Raw genomic sequence first — 20,016 nt, 5'->3', positions numbered from 1 at the left:
TTTTTCTCCTGCCCGATACGGGTCAATCAAATTTCCAAGCTATCAAGCAGTAACCGTGCCAACTTGTTTTCCGACAACTTGAGGGGTTCTGAAAGAAATATTTACCCTAAATGGCAAGGTGGCAAGCGGCAAAGCGGCAAGGAAATGGCGGCAAAACGGCAACAGATTGCCGTTTTTTAAGTGCAAATGCCGTTTTTTCAAATAATTACCGTTTAGTCATAAAGTCGGCTCGAATTTTGCATGGATGGTGTCGAGTACTCAACACAACACTTTTTAAAAGTTCGTTCCCTATGTCAAACGGTATCAATTCATCACTCAACAACACGCTTGGTAGCTATGCCTACGCCAGCGTGCAAATGAGTTCGCCTACACCGGCATTCGGAACGACCACCGACATCTCTGGGTACAGCGCCACACAAATAGCCGCCCTCACCGCCTCGCAAGTCGGCGCCTTGACCACCGCACAAACGGCTTCTATTAGTACAGGTGCACTGGCTGGCTTCAGCGCCCGTCAAATGCAGGCCCTGCAAACGGCCAACATTGCCACCTTGAGCGCTGGACAAGTTGCCGCCTTGAGCACCGATCAGCTCAACGCCATGCGGGCCACGCAAATTGGCGTGATGACCGTCTCTCAAATCAATGCACTCACCAGCTCACAGCTGGCGGGCATGCGAGACAGCCAAGTGGCGGCCATGAACAGCCAGCGCATGGGTGCCATTGACACCAGCGTGCTGCAAAACATGACGGCTGGACAGATCCAGTCGATGACCACCTCACAAATCATCAGCTTGATTGACACCCAGCTGGCCGCCTTGGGCACCGCCCAAATCGCCAGCATGAAGGCCACGCAAATCAAAGCGATTGAAACGCGTGATTTGGCAGGTCTGACCGCCGGCCAAATGACGGCACTGACGTCTACACAAGTGGGCGCCTTCTCGACCAACCAATTGGCAGCCCTCAGCTCAGACCAAATGGCTGCCATCGAGACACAAGACATGTTGGCCCTCTCGGCCAAACAAATGTCCACGCTGAGCGCCACACAAGTGGCTGGCTTATCGACCACACAAGTCAACAACTTGCGTCCGCATCAAATTGCTGCCTTGAGCACCGATGCCTTGGCGGCCATGACCGATGCACAGCTACAGGCCATGACCAGTCAGCAAATGGGCGCACTCAAGACAGCGCAAATTCAAGCCATGACCAGCGGGCAAATTGCCGCCTTAGGTACCGATCAATTGGCAGGCCTCAGCAGCCAACAAATTGGCGCCATCGAAACCCGCGACCTGCAAGGACTGAGCACCTCACAAGTGGCAGCTTTGGGCGTGCGTCAAGTGTCAGGCTTCAATTCAGCACAAATTTCTAACCTCTCGACGGCACAAGTTGCCGCGCTGGAAACACAAGACTTGGCCGCACTCAGCGCCGCACAGTTCAGCGCCTTGCGCAGTGGGCAAATTCAGGCCCTCAGCACCGAGCAAATCGGCAGTTTGAAAAACGCACAAATTCAAAACTTGGCCGAAGCCAACGTGCGTGCCATGAGCACCAGCCAAGTCGCGGCATTGACCACCTCTCAGCTGCAAGTGTTCAACACGGCACAAATGGCTGCTTTATCAAGTGACCAGCTGGGCGGCATCGGGACCGACCAACTGCGCAGCCTCAAACCCAGCCTGATTAGCGCCTTGCGCAGCGAAGCCATTGCGGGTCTGAGCACCGCGCAAATAGGTGCTTTGAGCGTGAGCCAAATTGTGCAAATGAGCTCGCAGCAAATTGGTGCCTTGTCGGACACCCAAATTGCCGCGATCGGTACGGACGATATGGCAGCCCTCACCGGCCGCCAACTGTCGGCCATGAGCACCTCACAAATGCAGGCGCTCACCACCGATCAAATCACGGCACTCAAGCCCTCGCAGGTGGTCTCTGTCCCGACCCAAAGCATCGCGGCCTTGACCGAAAACCAAGTCAGCGCATTCACCGCACAACAAGTGGCGTACTTGACCAACAGCCAAATGGGCGCGCTCACCAGCGACCAAGTAGGCGCCCTCACCACCGACCAAATTCCACACCTCAAGGCCGCCCAATTGGCCGCTGTCAGCACCGCCGGTTTGGCGGGTTTGGACAGCACGCAAATTGAAGCCTTCAGCGCCGTTCAAATTGGCGGTCTGCGCACCGACCAAATTGCCGCCTTGGCCACCGACCAAATAGCAGCCATTGCTTCGGAAGACATCCGTGGCCTCACGCGCCAACAAATGGCAGCACTGCAATCGGACCAAGTGGGCAGCCTCACCAGCGACCAAGTGGTGGCATTCAACGCCACCCAACTCGCAGCCATCGAAACGCAAGACTTGGTGGCCTTGTCCACCGACAACGTGGTGGCTTTGACGACCGAACAGATGGGCGCGTTCACCACGGCGCAAATCAACAACCTCAGCACCGATCAAATCGTGGCGCTGGAAACCGAAGACTTGAACGCGCTCAAAGGCACGCAAATCGTGGCTCTAGAGACGGGCCAGTTTGCGGCCATGACCACCGACCAAATTCAAAGCTTCAAGCCCAGCCAAATCGCGTCTATCGAGACACGCGACTTGGCCGCCTTGAACTCGGACCAAATTCAAGCCCTCACCAGCGATCAGTTGCCCGCGCTGACCACGTATCAGTTCAAAAACCTGACCACCGATGCGATGGTGGCCTTGACCACCGACCAAATTACGGCGCTGAGCACCAAAGAAATCAGCGTCATGACCGATGCTCAGCTGAGCAAACTCACCACCGACCAAGTGGCGGCGCTCACCACCGCACAAGTGCAGACCATCCCCACCACTGGGTTGGCTGCGATGGGCACCGATCAAGTCGTGGCCTTCACCAGCGAACAGTTGGCCGCCTTCACGGGCAACCACATGCGTGTGCTGACCACCGATCAGATGCAGGCCTTCACGACAGACCAAATGCCGGGCTTTGAAACCCGCGATTTGGTGGTCCTGACCGCCACACAGCTCAACGCCACCACCACCGACCAAATTGATGCGCTGACCACCGGCCAAGTGGCCTCGTTGACCAACGCACAAATTGCCTCGTTGGGACAAGACCAAGTGGGTGCCCTCAACACCAACCAAATCGTGGCTTTGGGACAGCGCCAAGTGCAAAGCCTGACGGCCTTGCAAATCAGCGCCATGTCCACCGACCAAGTGGCCGCTTTAGAAACGGGCGACTTGGCGGCCATGGCCACCAGCCAAATCGTGGCCTTTGGCCCCGAGCAAATCTCGGCCATGACCACCGACCAAATTGCGGGCATGCGCCGTGCGCAAATCAGCAGCTTGACCAACGAACAACTGGGCGCTTTGGACACCACGCAAATTGTGGCCATCGAAGCCTTTGACGTGGTGGGCTTGACCTCACGCCAGATCAATGCCCTGAATTCAGACCAAGTACAAGCGTTGACCAGCAACCAAATTGCAGCCATCACGCCCAACCAAATGGCCACCATGAGTGTGGAAAACGTGGCCGTCTTGACCACCGAACAAATTGGCGCATTACCCACCCAAGACGTGGGGGCCATGACCAGCGCCCAAATGCAGGCCTTGACCACCGATCAACTGGGCGCCTTCAGCAGCGCTCAAATGCAAGCCATGCGTGCCGAGATGCTGACCGCCATGAGCTTGGAGCAACTGACCAGTTTGTCGACAGACCAAATCGTGTCGCTGACGCAATCACAGTTTGAGAGCTTCACCCCCGCGCAAGTGGCTCAGTTAACCACCGAACAGTTTGCCGCCATCGAAACCCGCGACATCGCTGCATTCACAGCACAGCAAATGGCCGCCATCACCACCGACGAAATTGCTGTCATGACCAGTGCGCAAGTGCAAGCCATTGAAACGCGTGATTTGGTGTCGATGACCACCGAGCAAATTGCCACATTTGACACCGATCAAATCGCCAGCCTCACGGGCACACAAGTGAGCGCCCTGTTCACCAACCAAGTGGCCGCCATGACCACCGACCAAATTGGTGCGATTGAAACCGCCGACTTGGCCGGCATGAGCAGCACACAGTTACAGGCACTGACCACAGACCAAATTGAAGTTTTGGTGACAGACCAGTTACGCGCCATGACCAACGCACAAGTGGGCAGCTTGCTATCTACCCAGCTGCGCACGTTGTCGACCGACCAGATCGATGCTCTGACATCCACACAGTTCAACTCTCTCACTGGCGCACAAGTGGCCAGCTTGACCACCACGCAAATCGAAGGTTTGTCCACCGCGCTGGTGGGCAACCTGAGCAATGCCGTGATCTCGGCATTCACCAACGAACAAGTGCTGGCCATCACCACCGACCAAATTGGCAAGCTCAGCAGCGCACACATCAGCGCCATGAGCAGCAGCCAATTGGCCGCACTCGACACCTCGCAGTTGGAAGCCTTCTCGACAGCACAAATTGTGGCCATCGACACCCAAGACATGGCGGCCATTCGCGAAGAACAGTTGGCTAACCTGAGCAGCACGCAAACAGCAGCGTTGACCACGGCTCAACTGAATGCTTTGACCCATGCGCAAATCTTGACCTTGCCCACCGACCAAGTGCAGGCCTTGACCGCAGGTCAACTCGCCAGCTTGGCCGTGGACAAAGTTCAGTTGCTCAACGAGTCACAACTGACCACCTTGACCAGCACCCAGATCAACAGCTTCACCACCTCGCAAGTGTCGGCGCTGGTGAGCGACCAAATTCAAAATCTGACCACCGAACAAGTGAGCACCTTGGACACCACCAAGGTAGCGGCCCTGACTGGCACCCAACTCGATGCCATGACCGCCGCGCAACTCGAGGCATTGACCACCGCACAAATCGGCGCACTCAGCACCAACGCGTTGGTCACCTTGAATGCCAGCGATCTGAGCGTGTTCACCACGGCGCAAGTCAAGGCCTTGACCAGCACCCAGTTGCCCAACTTGACCACAGCACAACTGACCAATTTCAGCACCGCGCAAGTGGCAGCCTTGGGCACCGACCAACTGGCATCGCTGACCACCACGCAAATGAATGCGTTCACCGGCGATCAACTCAAAGCCTTGACCGACACCCAAGTGGCCAACTTGACCACCACCGCGCTCTCCAGCTTGAGCAACACCAAGCTGACCGCCTTGACCTCCACACAAGTGGCGGCGTTGACCACAGCACAAATTCCAAGCATGTTGAACACGCAAGTGGCCGCCTTGACCACCGAGCAAATCGATGGGCTGGACAGTGCACAAATTCGTGCCTTGACCACGGCACAGCTCGCGGCATTGACCACCGAACAGCTGCCAAGCATGAGTGCCACGCAGGTGCAATCGTTGACCGTGACCCAAGTGGGCTTGCTGTCTACCGAGCAGCTCACCAGCTTGACCGCCGAAGAAATCACGGCCATGAGCAGCACGCAAATTGTGAGCTTGAGCACCGCTCAGCTCTCTGCACTGGAAAGTCAGCAAATTCAAGCCTTGGAAACTGCCGACATTTGGGGCATGAATCCCACGCAAATTGGCGCGCTCAGCACCGATCAGTTGAGCGTCATGCCCAACAACTTGGTGCCAGCCATCCGACCTGCATCCATCTCGGTTTTGACATCGGCGCAACTCAACAACTTGACCACAGGTCAAATCGAGAGTTTGGTCTCCGACCAAGTCGCGGCCTTGTCGACCACACAACTCAGCAACATCACGGGCAGCTTGCTGTCGGCTTTGACCACAGACAACATCGTGGCCTTGTCGAGTACGCAAATTGGCGCGATCACGGCTGCACAGTTCCCTGCTTTGGGCACGCTGCAAATCACCGCCATCGAACACACCGACATACCGGCAGTGAGCACAAGCGCTTTGGCCGCCTTCACATCCGACCAGATCGTGGCCTTGCGTCCAACGCAAGTCAGCAATTTGACGACCGATCAGATCAAGGCCATCACGATCACGCAAATTCCTGCCTTGGGCACCGACGACATCAACGTCTTGACCAGCCGCCAAGTGGGGGTGTTGACAGCAGATCAATTGCAAACCATGTCCGTGGCGCAGGTTCAGGCCATCGCCAGCGGTTCACTCAAAACCTTGTCGTCAGACCAGATTCAAACGCTGTCCACCGAACAATTGGCGGGCATGTCGACCTCACAGATCCGTGGTTTCGAATACACACAGATTCCGGCTTTCTCGTCGGATCAAATCTCCAATTTGACGACCACCGAAATTGGCGCCTTCAGCACGCGCCAGATGCAAGCGTTCACCACTGCTCAGGTGGCGGCATTTACATCATGGCAAGTGCCTGCCATTCCGGTGGAAAACATCGCCAACATGGGGACCACGCAAACGGTGGCTTTCAGCACCGCACAACTGTCAGCGTTCACATCGCAACAAGTTGCCGCATTGACTGCCGATCAAATCAACGCGTTCACCAACGCGCAGCGCGCCGCTCTAGGCTTGTAAATCTAGGCGTGAGTGTGTGATGGCATAAGCATCAGCGTTGTAGTACTTGATGACTTCCACGCTGCTCAGGCTCACGCTGCGTGCCAGCTTGGCGTTGGTGTAGGTGCCTTGGCTTTCAATCCAGTCAGCCGCTGTGCCCGCCAAATAAACCGTGTCGTTGCCGTCACCGCCTTCAATGCTCACATCTGCAGCGGTGCTGGTGTAAAACACATCGCTGGCAGAGCCACCTTTGGCTGTGCTGATGTGGCTGCCATAGGCCAAGCCCACATTGTTCAAACCCATGTAAGTGGCGGCGGTTTTCAAAGACGCGGGGAAGCTGTCTGTGATGCTTTTGGGAATCACGTTGATTGAGCTGAACGCGCCTGCACGCAAATCCATGATGTTGGCATTGCTCACCGCCGAGGCATCCATCACACCACCCGCAGGCGTCCACAAGGTTTGCATGCCCGACCAGTCAGCGGTGAAGGATGTGACTTGGTAATCACTCACGCCCTGCCCACTGCCTACGCCATACATGAACTGCAACGCCGCCATGTCAAACATCATGTAGGTGCTTGGGTTCAGCGTGCTGCCGCTGTAACGCGTCCCTGATGGCAAGGGGGTCGATGTCACCTCCAAGCTGCCTGCGGGGTTGTTGTACGACATCAAGGTGTACAGACGCGAATCCAGTGCTTTGGGTAAATACGGACCGGGCATGGTGCCGCCGCTGGCGTTGTAGTTGCCGGGATGCTTGAGGCCCAAGGTGTGTCCAATTTCATGGATCAAGGTTTGCCAGCCGTAGCTGCCTTGCGCCATGTTGGTGTTGGTGTTGCCGGGGCTGTTGTCCAAGAACAAATACACGGGGTGGTCGCCGCTGCCATTGGGCACGTTGGCATAGCCCGAACTGCCTTTGGTCGATTGGTTATTCGTCCCGAAGTTGATGTCTGCTTGCCCCGCTGAATTGGACTCGGTGAACGTGACGTTGATGATGGATGACAGATAGTCAAACGCACGACGCACAGCAGCTTTTTGTGCAGTGCTCATGGCCCGAAAACCCGTGCTGTCAGACGTGTTGCCATCGGGCAGATCGGTCATGAAACTATAAGAAAAAGCTTGTCGGCTACTGCCTTCGCCCATGGCATACACACCAGTTTTGATTTGGGTGTCAGACGTTGTCACAGCGCCTGCCGTATCGCGCCACCAGAAGTTGGTACCGCCCAGCACCATGGCGTTCACATTCGCATCGCCAGTGTCTGCAAAAGCAGTGGTGTCCTGAAAAGTAAAAAAATTCACTTTTTTATAAATGGCACTGCCCACTGCAAAACTGCCATCGGTGTTGGCCTTGATTTTGTAATTGGCCATATTGCCGCTGAACGCCACCGAGACGGCAGCACCGGACACTTTGGCCAACAAAGCCGCGCCTTTTTTGTACTGAGCTTCTGTGACCTGCAACACAGGACGCGCCGTGTCGGTGAGCTGAATGGCATTGATTTTTTTGACCGCCAACAAAGCATCAAAGTTGGCTTGGATGTTGGCCGCCGTGTCGGTCAATGTGATGGCACTGCCTGACAAGGCGCCCAGCTTGAGGGCTTGCGCCGCTGTCATGCTGAGCTTGGCCTTGCTGGCATCGGTGACCTTGAGCAAACTCAGGTTGCCTGCCTCGGCCAATGTTTGAAGTGCCCCTAAGTTGCTTTGCACGTTGGCAGCGGTATCGGTCACCGCCACTTTCAGACCACGCAAGGCACTGGCGTTGTCCGCGATGGCTTGTGCGTTGTCTTTGATGGTGTAGCTCACACCTTGCAACTTGGCCCGTAAATCTGCACTGCCCACGTATTGCGCAGCACTCAAGGTCATGACAGGCGCACGGTCAATGAGCGTGACCGTCATGCTGGGCCCTGTAGCCGCCAAGGTGCGCATGGCTTCAAAGTTGCGCAGCACATTGGCAGCTGAATCTTTGACGGCAATTGCGCTGGCACCTGTCACAGCAATCTTCGCCACATTCGCAGCACTGTCACTGATGGTGATGGCGGCATCTGGCATCTTGGCGCGCAAGGCTGCCGTTGCGCCAAACTGGCTGGCCTTTAAGGTCAGCGCAGGCGAGGCATCGGTGAATGTGAGGGTGTCGAGCTTGCCCGTCACCGCCAACGTTTGTAATCCGGTGAGGCTTTTCTGAATGTTTTCAGCGCTGTCAGTGACCGTGACCTCAAAAGCCGTGCTGATGCGCGAGGCCATGCGTGCGGTGTTGATGGCCGTGTCAGCGACTTTGACCGTCACACCCGAGGACATGACTTTCGTCAACAAGGCGCTGCTTGTGTTGATTTGTGCCGCAGTGAACTGCAAGCTGGCATCGCCATCGGTCAAGCTCAACGCGCTGAGTTTTCCGGCGGCGGTGAGTTTTTGAAGGTTCGCCAGATTGGTTTGTAAATTGGCTTGGCTGTCTTCCACCACCACGGGCTGCGTGAGGCGCTTGGCCGCGAGATCAGCCATGGCTTGTGCGACCGTCAGTGCCCCCGCAGTCGGCGACGCCATGCCGCCCAAGGCGGACAAGCTAGAAACAGAGGAAACCAAGAGTGACACGTGCGCTGCGATCTAGAAGAACAATGATCTTCTTAAATCGGTCGCAAACGCCAATACTTAAGCCCCCAAAGGGCTGGAACGCCTTATTTTTAAAGGGCTTGCACCATTTGTTTCAACTGGGTTTCTAGGCTGCGCACCAGCTTAGCGGGTGCGGCTTCTCGGAGTTTGTGGCCTTGGATAAGGTGATGGCGATATGACGCCAAACGGGCTCGGTCGGCAGCCAAATCCACCACCAAGTTTTCGTAGTCGGCGTGGTTGTCAGTGATGAGTTCATCCAAGCCAATGGAATGCAACAAACTACCCGCCATGCGCGAAACAAAGGTGCGGCCACTGAGCGTGACCATGGGCAAGCCGCAGTCCAGCACATCACGGGCTGTTGAGCCCGAGTTGTAGGGCGTGGTGTCCAAGAACACATCGGCCAATTGCATGCGTGCGCGGTACTCGGGGTGAGACGTGCGCTTGGCAAACACCACGCGGTCCAGCGGCACACCGTGATACGCGATTTGTTTTTTCAATTCACGGGTGGCGCTGGCGTTGTCGTCCAGCAGACACAGCACGGCGTCATCCACGCGTTTCAAGATGTTCATCCAGGTGGCAAACATCTCGGTGTTGAATTTGTACACGTTGTTGAAACACGCCATCACAAAGGCGTCTTCGGGCAAGCCCAGATCGGTGCGGCTTTGGCTGCACGGTGGTGTGGGCGTGTGGTTGAGCGGCAAAAAGCTTCCGTCCACGTACAACGGTTTTTCAGAAAAATAAGGGGTCAAGGCCTCGGGCAAAGCAAAGCGGTCAGTCACCACAAACTGCACCCATGGCAAAGCGGTGGTGCCAATGAAGCCGAGGTAGGTGCCCTGCAAAGGCGCAGGCTGCATAGACAAAATGCCAGGACGAGCGCCAGAGCTGAGGCCGTGCAAGTCGAGCAACACATCAATTTCGGCATGGGCAATTTCTGCCGCGGCTTGAGCGTCGTCCAAGGCACGGATATCGACCACATGGTCAAACGCATTTTTCAAGCGTTGGCGGTATTCGCTGCCGTCTTCGATGCTGTAGTCGAAGGCATAAATTTCAAATTGGCTGCGGTCATGTGCTTCTAGCAAATCGGCCATCAACAGGCCCACCGCATGCGTGCACAAGTCGCCAGACAAATAGCCAATGCGAATGCGCTCGTGTTGATACGGTGCATTCACACACAGGCGTTGCGTGGGCAAGTTGAACTTGCGTTGCACAAACGACTGCGCGGCCATGAGCTGCAAAGCGGGGTCATCGTGCAAAGCCAACATGGCCAAAGGCGAGGTGCCTGTGAGCATGGCATTCACCGACACGCCGGGCATGGCTTGCATCGCAGGCCATTTGCATTGTTTGCTGCGCAAGTGCACCCAATGCTGCAAAGCATCGGACTGCCGCGGGTTGAGCTGCAAGCTTTGCGTGAGCGCGTGCTCGGCCAAGTCGTAGTGTTTGAGCTGCTCTTGCAAGCGGCCAATGTGGTTGAGTGCCAAGGTTTGCAGCTCAACATTCGCGGCCACTTGCAAATAGCCAGACGCGGCCACTTGGCTCCACTGGAGCATGGCCTCGTCAAACAAGCCCTTGCGTTCTAGCAACAGGCCGAGGTTGATGCGTGCTTGGGCAAAGCCCGGATACAAATCCAAACTCAAGCGGTAGGCGTGTTCAGCCCCGTCGATGTCGCCCATGTTGAGCTGCATGACGCCTTGGTTGAACAAACCAATGTGACGGTCGGTCGACGGGCTGTTTTGTGTCCAAAGGGTGTAGAGCGCAATCGCGTCAGCGGTGCGCCCAGCCTTTTGAATTTGTTCAGCCAGTTGAATGACTTGGTCAAGCCTGAGTTGGCTTATGTCTTCCACTTGCATGGCAAGGTATTTTGCACATCAGTGGCAAAGCATTGCCGCCCGAGAGCGGCAAACTTGCCGCTTAGTGTGTGTGTGCTGAGCTAGAAACAGCGTCTGAGTAGATGTCGAGTGCCAAGCGCTCGGCTTCGAGTTCCAGCTGACCTGGGTAGTAGTGCAGGCCTTGGTTCGCCATTTTCAAAGCACCCGCTGGGTCAAGGTTGCAACGCAGGGCGCGCACCAACATGACATAGGTGAAGGGTTGAATGTTTTGGCCTTGTGCCTCGACCAGTTCTTGCAGCAGCTCGACCGCTGCTGGCCAGTCTTGGCGCATCACAGCCAACAGGCCGCAGATGGCCAACATGTCTTCGCTGGCGGGGTAAATGGCCAAACCAGCTTCGCCCAAGGCGTAAGCGGTGTCAATTTGTTCGGTCGCCACCAATGTTTGGATGGTTTCGCGGATTTCCAAAGGGCTGAAACGCTTGATAGAGCCGCCTTGCAGCATGCTGCCGGTGGCGCTTTGGTTCATCAATTCTTGAATGAGGGTCATTTGAAAACTCCTGGTTGTGCATAAAGGTTGCCAACACTCAAGCGATTTTTGTGCCAACTTAAATTGCCGCTTTGCTTGACACCTGCACCTCGTTTATCAAGTTGGCTTGGGATTTGCTTATTGACCCCACCAAAGTTACAACTTGTCAAAAATTCGCCACATGGCTACGCCTTACTTCAGCATCATCCTCACCACGCACCAGCGCCCCACCTTGCTGGCCCGTGCGCTGGCGTCTGTGCGTGCCAACAGTTTTACCGACCACGAAATGATCGTGGTAGCAGATGTGCTGGATGCCGACACGTTGCAAGTCGTCGCCGAAGGCTTGCAAGAACAAGACACCTTTATCAAACGCACCGGCAAAGCTGGCCCAGCCCTCAGCCGAAACCAAGGTTTGGCTCATGCACGTGGCCGTTATGTCATTTTTCTAGACGACGACGATGCCTTTTTGCCTGACTACTTAGACAAAGCACACCTAGCCACCCTCGCCCACCCGGGCCGCGTGATTTACACCAACTACCGCGTGGTGCAAGAAAACCGCCAAGCACCGGAAATCAAGCCACTGCAAACCAACGAATACAGCGTGGCCGAGATGGATGTGGAGGCGTTGTATGTCAAAAATTTCATTCAAAACCACAGCGCCATCTTCCCGCGCGAAGCTGTGCATGGCCGCCAACAAGACCCGCACTTGAGCAGCTTGGACGATTGGGACTTCTTGCTCAACGTCGCCAGCGACACCCCCTTTACCCACGCCAACATCGTGGGCGCCGTGGTCTACAAAGACTACGTCAACCCGCATCAGCGACGCGGCTCATCCAGCACAGCCAATGGCTTGCACACCGTGTCGGACTATTTATCCATCTACAAAAAGTGGCCCGCCCCCAGCCAAAGCGTGCGCTTGCGCCGTCAACAACTGCTGGCCTTTGCCGGACAAAACGTGCCGCTTGAGTGGCTGTGAACAAGGACATCTGAGACATGAACGCTCGCACGAACCGCAACAACCTGCAAGCCCTGCTGGACAAAGCCATTGCGCATCAACACGCAGGCGAGAACGACGAAGCCAAAGCTTTGTTTGCACAGGCACTGAAGCTAGACGCCAACAACGCCGTGGCGCTGTATTCGCTCAGCGCGATTGCATCGACTCAAGGTAACTTTGCCGAAGCATTGGCCCACATCGAAAAAGTGGTGGCTAGCTCACCCAAATTTGCACAAGCACATTTGGCCTATTCGGTCATCTTGTTTAACTTGGGACGCATGGACGAATCACTCAAAGCAGTGCAAAAAGCTTTGAAGGTCGAGCCCACACTGCCCGGCGCACAAGCCCACCTGGACACCGTGCGCTTGGCCCACGCCAGCAACGGCGGTGGCGGCACCAAGCCTAGCCACCCAAACGTAGTGGCATTCAATACTCAAGCCATTGCCCTGCAAGGTGCTGGCCAGCACGCCGAAGCTGAAGCACTGTTGCGCCAAGCCTTAGCGCTGGATGACAAAAACTTTTTAACGCTTTACTCGCTGGGTGTTGCACGCTCTGCGCAAATGGACTCACCCAGTGCGTTGGCGTTTTTTAGCCAAGCCTGTGAGGCATCGCCTCATTTGCCACTGGGCCATTTCGCCAAAGCGAAAACCTTGCACGACCTCGGGCTGGCCGAAGACGCACTGGCTGTGTACGACCAAGCCATTGCTGCTGACCCGCACTACATGGAGGCCTACACCAACAAGGCCGCCCTGTTGCAAGCGATGAACCGCCACCACGACGCGTTGCTGTGCCTGACCGCCGCCACCGACATCAACCCAGACCATGTGCGCGCCTTAGAAGGCCAAGGCCAACTGCTGGGCCAGTACAAACAATACACACTGGCAACACGCGCTTTTGCGCATGCATTGCAAGTGGCACCCGACTATGCGTATGGCGAAGGCCACCTCATGGGCGCGCGCCTGAGCAACTGCGACTGGACCGACTTTGAAGCATCGAAGGCACGCATCATTGCGGGCATTGAAGCAGGCAAGCTGACCTGCGGCCCCTTGACCATCATGGCCATCACCGACGATGCAGCCATCATCCGCAAATGCGCCGAGCTGTATGCCGCCGACAAATACCAAGCTTCGCCCAACCCGCTGTGGAAGGGTGAGACCTACCAGCACCGCAAAAAACGCGTGGGCTTTATGTCTGCCGACTTTCGCGTGCACCCTGTGGGCTACTTGCTCATTGGTTTGATTGAACAATTCGACAAATCACAGTTTGAGCTGACCGGCTTCTTCACGGGCGTGAGTGACAACAGCGACTTGTGGAAACGCTACCGCTGCGCCTTTGACCACTACATCGACTGCCACGGCATGACCAGCCTCGATGTGGCCAAGCTCATGCGCGCGATGGAAATCGATGTGCTCATCGATTTGTCTGGCCACACCGAAGGCACACGCCTAGACATCTTGGCCCACCGCCCTGCCCCTGCACAGGTGACCTACTTAGGATTCCCCGGCACGCTGGGCTTGCCCTACATCGACTATTTGATTTCTGACCCGCGCATCATTCCCGATGAGCTAGAGCAGCACTACGGCGAAAAGATTTTGAAGTTGCCACACTGCTACCTGCCACGTGATGACTCGGTCGTGCCGTCGCCCGAAACACCCAAACGATCAGACTTTGGCTTGCCCGAAGAAGGCGTGGTGTTTTGCAGCTTTAACCACGATTACAAAATCAACCCGCCACTCTTCAAAGTGTGGATGGACTTGCTCAAAGAAGTGCCGGGCAGCGTGCTGTGGCTGATGAAGCTCAACGAAGGCGCCCACACCAACCTGACCCAAAGCGCCCGTGAACAAGGCGTGGACCCCGAGCGCATCATCTTTGCCTCGCGCCTGCCGCGCGTGGAAGACCACTTGGCCCGCTACCGCTTGGCCGATGTGTTCATTGACACCTTCCCCTACAACGGCCACACCACCGCAGGCGATGCGCTGCGCTCTGGATTGCCCGTGGTTAGCCTGTGCGGCGGCAGCTTTGCCTCACGCGTGGCTGCTAGTTTGTTGCATGACGTGGGCATGCCTGAGTTGGCTTGCTATAGCTTTCAGGAGTATCACGAAAAAATCGCAGAAATCGCACATGATTCAAATCTACGTTCGAACCTTAAAAAACAATTACAAGAACGGCTTGACTCAAGCGAATGGCCAATAAGTGCAGCTCAGCAAGCGCTTGAGCTAAAAAAAGTTATTTCTTTAATAAGGGAAAAAATATGATTGGATACTATATTAACTTAGATCGCTCAGTAGAAAGGCGCTTGCAATTTGAAGGCGCATTGCAACGATCTGAGCTGGAATTTCATATACAGAGATTTCCGGCAATTAATGGGCAGGAATACCCAGTTCAAAATAAAAATTTATCATTTGGACAATGGGGATGCTGGCTGAGTCACCTTAGCATTATCGAACATCATGTCAATAACGTAACAAACGATCTAGTCTTGATACTCGAAGATGACAGCTGCTTCGACAAAAATCTAAATTTAGCCCACGACCTGATTAAAAACTACCAAGAGGATTGGGATATTATATACTTAGATGGCACGTTCGTCGAAGTAGGCGATATGATTTCAATTAATAACATATTGCATAACTCTGCCGTAAATATACCAAAAATACATGACATTCATCATGAAACAACTATATACGGGACTCACGGATACATTCTGAACTATAAAAACATAAAAAAAGTGCATGAATTATTAAAAAATAATATTTTTTTAGGTTTACCTATAGATAATATTTTATGCGCTTTAGTAAATGAGAAGAAAATAAATGCGAAGATTATTCTACCTTTAATTATCTATCCATCAGATGAAAACAATAAAAGCAACATCTGCAATGATCAACACCCGCTCATTAACGATTGGATTACATACAGGCACCTTATCTCTTTAAAAAATATCAAAGAAAATGGACCGATAGACGCCATCGAAAAATCAAAAGAAATTGGCCAACGTCGAATATCTTTTGACTTCTCTAAAAAGTTTTTACCTTTGAGAAATTTGCAACTCGCGCCAGAATAATCCTATGAATACAATTTTTAAATCATGCATAACCCATAAAAAAAAATGGCGAAGAAACAGATTGTTAGTTATTCCTCTAGAAAAGTGGGATTGCTTGATCAGCGAATCCAGCAATATGGAATTTGACTTAGCAACATATTCATATTCAGATTCACTGAGCAACATAGCAAGAACTGGGTTGCAAAAGAATGCAAAATTTCACATCAATATAAACACAGAATTTTGGGGCGAGTCACTATATAAGCTTACAGAAAGCATTCGCGATAAATATGAAGTTTATGGATTTTTAAATGGAGATATTTGGACGACCGTAGATGATATTAATAAATGCTTTGAAATAGGTGACTTGTACGAATTAGACTTATTTCAACCATCTCTATCCCATTCAAGTTTCTTTTCACACCCTCATACACTAAACGATCCTAAGTACACATTAAAAAAAGCTCCATGGATTGAAGTCATGATGCCATTCTTTTCTAACCGGATGCTTAAATTGTATTCGGAGTTTGGTTATTGGAATTACAGTGGATGGGGAATTGATTGTTACATATGGCCTTACCTAATTAAAAAAAATTCACTCAATGAGCCAGCTATTATTCATTGCAGCACAGCTCTTCACTGCAAGCCCATCGAATCAAACCAAATCGTATTTAAAAACGGCCTAACTGCGAATCAAGAACTTGCTGAGGTAAGTAATCTCAATTTGAATTGAAGTTTGCAATAACTCCTTGCGAGGACCTGTTATCAGGCCCTCGCATGAGATTTTACTTACCCATTAACCCAATCAACTGAGCCCCAGTCAACGCTCCAATCTGCGTAGCAGACAAAGCATTGACCTGATCAGCACTCAAAGCCTTCAAGTCGGCCACTTCCATCGCCGCCACTTGTGAGGTAGTCAAAGCTTTCACCTGACCTGTGCTCAAGGCTGCAATATCAGCCGTCTCCAGCGCCTTGACTTGCGATGTAGTCAAAGCCGCCACTTGTGAGGTACCCATAGCGCCCACTTGCGTTGCAGTCAATGCCACCACAGAAGCGGTGGTCAAGGCTGCCACTTGAGAAGTGGTCATGCCACCCACTTGGCTCGTCGTCAGCGCGGACACCAAAGCAGCCGTCAAGTCAGCCACTTGCGAAGTGGTCAATGCAGCCACTTGCGCTGTAGACAAGGCCGACACGCTAGCTGCTGGCAAAGCACCCAGCTGAGTGCTGGTCAATGTTTGCACAGTACCTGTCGTCAATCCTGCCAAGGCACCACTGCTGAGTGACTTCACTTGCGTGGACGTCAACACAGCTACTTGCGTGGTGGTCAGCGCGCCCACTTGCGAAGAGCTCAACACCGCAATGTCAGCAGACTCCAAAGCTTTCACCTGGTCTGTGGTCATCGCTGCCACGCTGGCTGTGGTCAAGGCTTTCACTTGGTCATTGGTCAAGGCTGCCACACTGGCTGTGGTCAAGGCTTTCAACACCGTAGTGTTCATGCCAGCCACTTGGCCTGTGGTCAATGCGGCCACGGCCACTTTGGTCAAGGCGACCACTTGGGCTGAGCCCAAAGCATTCACTTGGGTCGAGCTGAGCGCGGCCACTGTGGTGCTAGCCAAGTCTTTCACTTGTCCAGTTGTCAATGCAGCCACTTGAGCGGTGCTGAGCGCAGCCACTTGACCGGTTGTCAGCGCCTTGATGGTGCTGGCCGACAAGCTTTGTACTTGGTCAGTGCCCAAGGCGCTCACCTGTGCAGTGGTCAAAGCTTTGGCTTGTGTGTCACTCAGGCCCGAGAGCTGCGTGGTGGTCAACGCCGCCACTTGTGCAGTACCAAAAGCTTTGAGGTTGGTCACGCTCAAACCTGTGATTTGCGTCTTGCTCAAACCCTTCACTTGGTCGGTGCCTAAGGCTGCCACTTCGGTGGTGGTCAAGGCATTGAGCTGCGTCACGGTCATGGCACCAATTTGCGTGGTGCTCAAACCCTTGAGTTGTGTAGTGCCCATGCTGGCCACGTCATCCAAAGCCAGTGCTTTGACTTGGCTGGTGGTCAGTGCGCCCACTTGCGTGCTGGTCAGCGCGTTGATTTGTGCGGTGGTCAGTGCAATCACATCGGCACTTTCCAGCGCTTGGATGGTGGTGGTGGTCATGGCGGCCACTTGCGCGGTGCTCAGGGCGCCCACTTGTGCGCCTGTCAAGGCTTGCACGCCTGTAGAAGACAAGGCATTCACTTGGTCAGTGCCCAAGGCGGCCACTTGTGTGGTGGTCAAGGCAGCCACTTGCTTGGCGTCCAAGGCGTTGACGGCGGCGGTGCCCAAGGCTTTGACTTGTCCCGTGGTCAACGATGCCAAGCTCAATGCCGACAATGCCTTTGCTTGGGCGGTGGTCAAGGCGCCCACTTGCGCGGTGGTCAAGGCGCCGACTTGCGCTTTGCTCAATGCTGCCAATTGGGCGGTGGTGATCACGGCTGATTGCGCCGTGGTCAAAGCAGCCACAGCAGCTGTGGTCAAGGCTTTGAACTGATCCACAGACAAAGCTTTCACTTGGTCAGTCCCCAAAGCGGCCACCACGGTGGTGCTGAGTGCGCCGATTTGACCGACGTTCAAGGCTTTGAGTTGTGTGGTGCTCAGGCTGGTGGCCTCAGCGGTGGTCAATGCACCGAGCTGCGTGTTGCTCAAGGCGGCCACTTGTGTGGTGGTCAACGCTTTCACATTGTCCGTGCCCAAGGCTGCCACTTGTGCGGTGGTCAACACCTTCACTTGGGCTGCAGTCAATGCAGCCACTTGGCCTGTGGTCAAGGCTGCCATTTGTGCAGTGTTGAAACTGCTCAAACCTCCTGCCGCCAAAGCCTTCACCTGCGCGGTGTCCAAAGCTTTGATTTGTGCGGTGCTGAGCAAAGCCACTTCAGCCGAGCTGAGGGTGGCCACTTGCGTGCTGCTCAATGCCGCCACTGCGGTGGTGGACAAGGCTTGCACTTGGGCGGTGGTCAATGCTGTGACTGCTTCTTTGGTCATGGCCTTGACTTGGCTGGAAGTCAAAGCAGCGACTGATGCTGTGCTCAGGGCTCCAACGGCTTTGGCTGACAACACCGCCGCTTGCGCGGTGGTCAACGCCCCCACTTGAGACGTCGTCAAGGCAGCCACTGCGCCCGTGCTCAAAGCCTTCACTTGGTTGGCCGTCAAGGCTTGTACTTGTGAGGTGCTCATGGCGTTCACAGCACCGGTGCTCAGAGCTGCCACTTGCAGCACGTTCATCGCGGCCACTTGCGCTGTGCTGAGTTTGGACACCGCAGTGCTGGACAGGCTGTTGATTTGACCTGTGCTGAGTGCAGCCACTTGCGTGCTGGTCAGTGCTGTAGCTTGAGTGGTGTTTAGACCAGCCACCGTAGCTGTGGACAGCAGCTTGACTTGTGAAGCCGTCAGAGCTTGTACTTGGCTGGTCGTCATGGCGTTGGCTTGAGTGGAAGTCAAGGCGGCGACATCGGCCACGTCCATACCTGCCACTTGTGTAGTGGTCAAAGCGGCTAACTGGGTAGTACCCATGGCGCTGACTTGGCTGGTGGTCAGGGCTTTGACTTGTGTCGCTGTCAAGGCGCCGACTTGCGAGGTGGTCAAGGCATTGACTTGCGAAGAGGTCAAAGATGCCACTTGCGTACCACTTAGTGCGCTGGCTTGCGATGTGGTGAGCTTGCTCACTTGCGTGGTGTCTAAGGCGCCAATTTGGGCTGTTGTGAATGACACCAAGGCAGCGGTTGTCAGTGCCTGAACTTGTGAACTGGTCAAAGCTCGGACTTGTGAGGTGGTAAAGCCAGCCACTTCATCCTTGGTCAATGCAGCAACTTGCGCTGTGGTCATACCAGCCACTTGCGCTGTGGTGAGTGACTTCATTTGCGTGGCGTTGAGTGACACCAAATCAGACGCTGTGATCGCCGAGAACTGGGCTGTCGACAACTTTTCTAATTGCGCGGTGGTCAGTGCTTTGACTTGTGTGGCGCTCAGAGATTCAACCTGTGTCGTTGTGAGTCCTGTCAAGTCGCCCGTCTCAATAGCCGCCACTTGGTTGGCCGTCAGGCCAGAAACCTTGTCGGCCATCGCACCCAACTGGGCTGCCACCAAGCCCACAATTTGGTCTGTGGTCATGGACGCAATTTGCGCAGTCGTCAAACTTGCCACGCGGTCGGTGGTGATGGCACCCACTTGCGTGCTGCTGAGCAACGCCACTTGCGAACCTTTGATGGCCGACAAGGTGCCGGTCGAAATCGAGTTCACTTGCGTGGACGACAACGAGGTAATTTGCGTCGCCTTGAGTGCGTTCAACTGACTAGAGCCCAAAGCTGCCACATTGGAGGTGCTCAAGCTGCCCACTTGCGTGTTGCTTAGCGCTTGCACTTGCGTAGCAGTCAACGCTGCAAACACCGTTGTCGACAAAGCATTTACTTGATCCGTTGACATGGCTGTGATGCTGGCAGGCTTCAACGATGACAAATCTGAAGGCGTAATCGCTGCGATTTGAGTAGTCGTCCATGACGACACCGCGGTCGTCGGTGCCACTGCTGCATAGGTTTGAGCCGAGTAACTGCTGGTGACGCTGTTAATAGAGTTGGTCATGATGGTCTCTTT

The 20,016-nt window shown here is 54.5% G+C and carries 9 protein-coding genes; 5 read left to right on the top strand and 4 right to left on the bottom strand.

Annotated features, from left to right (window positions below; genetic code table 11):
• Window positions 1-290: 290 nt before the first annotated feature.
• Window positions 291-6,440: a hypothetical protein gene (locus LINBF2_RS02295; protein WP_281890093.1), complete on the top strand. Its 6,150-nt coding sequence runs from the start codon at window positions 291-293 to the stop codon at window positions 6,438-6,440.
• Here LINBF2_RS02295 and LINBF2_RS02290 read toward each other — a convergent pair.
• From LINBF2_RS02290 to LINBF2_RS02280, 3 genes are all read right to left on the bottom strand, one after another.
• Complete coding sequence (locus LINBF2_RS02290; protein WP_281890092.1) at window positions 6,429-8,996, bottom strand: M12 family metallo-peptidase; 2,568 nt, start codon at window positions 8,994-8,996, stop codon at window positions 6,429-6,431. The genes LINBF2_RS02295 and LINBF2_RS02290 overlap by 12 nt on opposite strands.
• A gap of 89 nt (window positions 8,997-9,085) precedes the next feature.
• Window positions 9,086-10,861, bottom strand: a complete 1,776-nt coding sequence (locus LINBF2_RS02285) for an acetylglucosamine transferase (protein ID WP_281890090.1) — start codon at window positions 10,859-10,861, stop codon at window positions 9,086-9,088.
• Window positions 10,862-10,922: 61 nt separating this feature from the next.
• Entirely contained in the window at window positions 10,923-11,387 is a 465-nt protein-coding gene (locus LINBF2_RS02280) for a hypothetical protein (protein ID WP_281890088.1), read from the bottom strand.
• A gap of 160 nt (window positions 11,388-11,547) precedes the next feature.
• Between LINBF2_RS02280 and LINBF2_RS02275 the strand changes: the two genes are divergently transcribed.
• The 4 genes from LINBF2_RS02275 to LINBF2_RS02260 are packed head-to-tail and all read left to right on the top strand — an operon-like array spanning window position 11,548 to window position 16,136.
• Window positions 11,548-12,342 (top strand): glycosyltransferase family 2 protein, encoded by a 795-nt coding sequence (locus LINBF2_RS02275; protein ID WP_281890086.1) that lies wholly within the window; start codon window positions 11,548-11,550, stop codon window positions 12,340-12,342.
• 17 nt (window positions 12,343-12,359) lie between these two features.
• Window positions 12,360-14,615: a tetratricopeptide repeat protein gene (locus LINBF2_RS02270; protein WP_281890084.1), complete on the top strand. Its 2,256-nt coding sequence runs from the start codon at window positions 12,360-12,362 to the stop codon at window positions 14,613-14,615.
• Entirely contained in the window at window positions 14,612-15,424 is an 813-nt protein-coding gene (locus tag LINBF2_RS02265; RefSeq protein ID WP_281890082.1) for a glycosyltransferase family 25 protein, read from the top strand. Before LINBF2_RS02270 ends, LINBF2_RS02265 begins: the two co-directional genes overlap by 4 nt.
• 4 nt (window positions 15,425-15,428) lie before the next feature.
• Window positions 15,429-16,136 (top strand): hypothetical protein, encoded by a 708-nt coding sequence (locus LINBF2_RS02260; protein ID WP_281890080.1) that lies wholly within the window; start codon window positions 15,429-15,431, stop codon window positions 16,134-16,136.
• A 52-nt stretch (window positions 16,137-16,188) separates the two neighbouring features.
• Here LINBF2_RS02260 and LINBF2_RS02255 read toward each other — a convergent pair whose 3' ends face one another.
• Complete coding sequence (locus LINBF2_RS02255) at window positions 16,189-20,004, bottom strand: heme utilization protein (RefSeq protein WP_281890078.1); 3,816 nt, start codon at window positions 20,002-20,004, stop codon at window positions 16,189-16,191.
• Window positions 20,005-20,016 lie beyond the last annotated feature (12 nt).

The organism is Limnohabitans sp. TEGF004, from assembly GCF_027924965.1.
Classification (GTDB): Bacteria; Pseudomonadota; Gammaproteobacteria; order Burkholderiales; family Burkholderiaceae_C; genus Limnohabitans.
The sequence above is the reverse complement of the archived record's forward strand: the minus strand, read 5'-3'. Positions and strand labels throughout refer to the sequence as shown.

Excerpts from the sequence above, each read along its gene's own strand:
- LINBF2_RS02270 (WP_281890084.1), top strand. The coding sequence starts at position 12,360 with ATGAACGCTCGCACGAACCGCAACAACCTGCAAGCCCTGCTGGACAAA.
- LINBF2_RS02285 (WP_281890090.1), bottom strand. The coding sequence starts at position 10,861 with ATGCAAGTGGAAGACATAAGCCAACTCAGGCTTGACCAAGTCATTCAA.
- LINBF2_RS02265 (WP_281890082.1), top strand. The coding sequence starts at position 14,612 with ATGATTGGATACTATATTAACTTAGATCGCTCAGTAGAAAGGCGCTTG.
- LINBF2_RS02295 (WP_281890093.1), top strand. The coding sequence starts at position 291 with ATGTCAAACGGTATCAATTCATCACTCAACAACACGCTTGGTAGCTAT.
- LINBF2_RS02275 (WP_281890086.1), top strand. The coding sequence starts at position 11,548 with ATGGCTACGCCTTACTTCAGCATCATCCTCACCACGCACCAGCGCCCC.
- LINBF2_RS02280 (WP_281890088.1), bottom strand. The coding sequence starts at position 11,387 with ATGACCCTCATTCAAGAATTGATGAACCAAAGCGCCACCGGCAGCATG.
- LINBF2_RS02255 (WP_281890078.1), bottom strand. The coding sequence starts at position 20,004 with ATGACCAACTCTATTAACAGCGTCACCAGCAGTTACTCGGCTCAAACC.
- LINBF2_RS02260 (WP_281890080.1), top strand. The coding sequence starts at position 15,429 with ATGAATACAATTTTTAAATCATGCATAACCCATAAAAAAAAATGGCGA.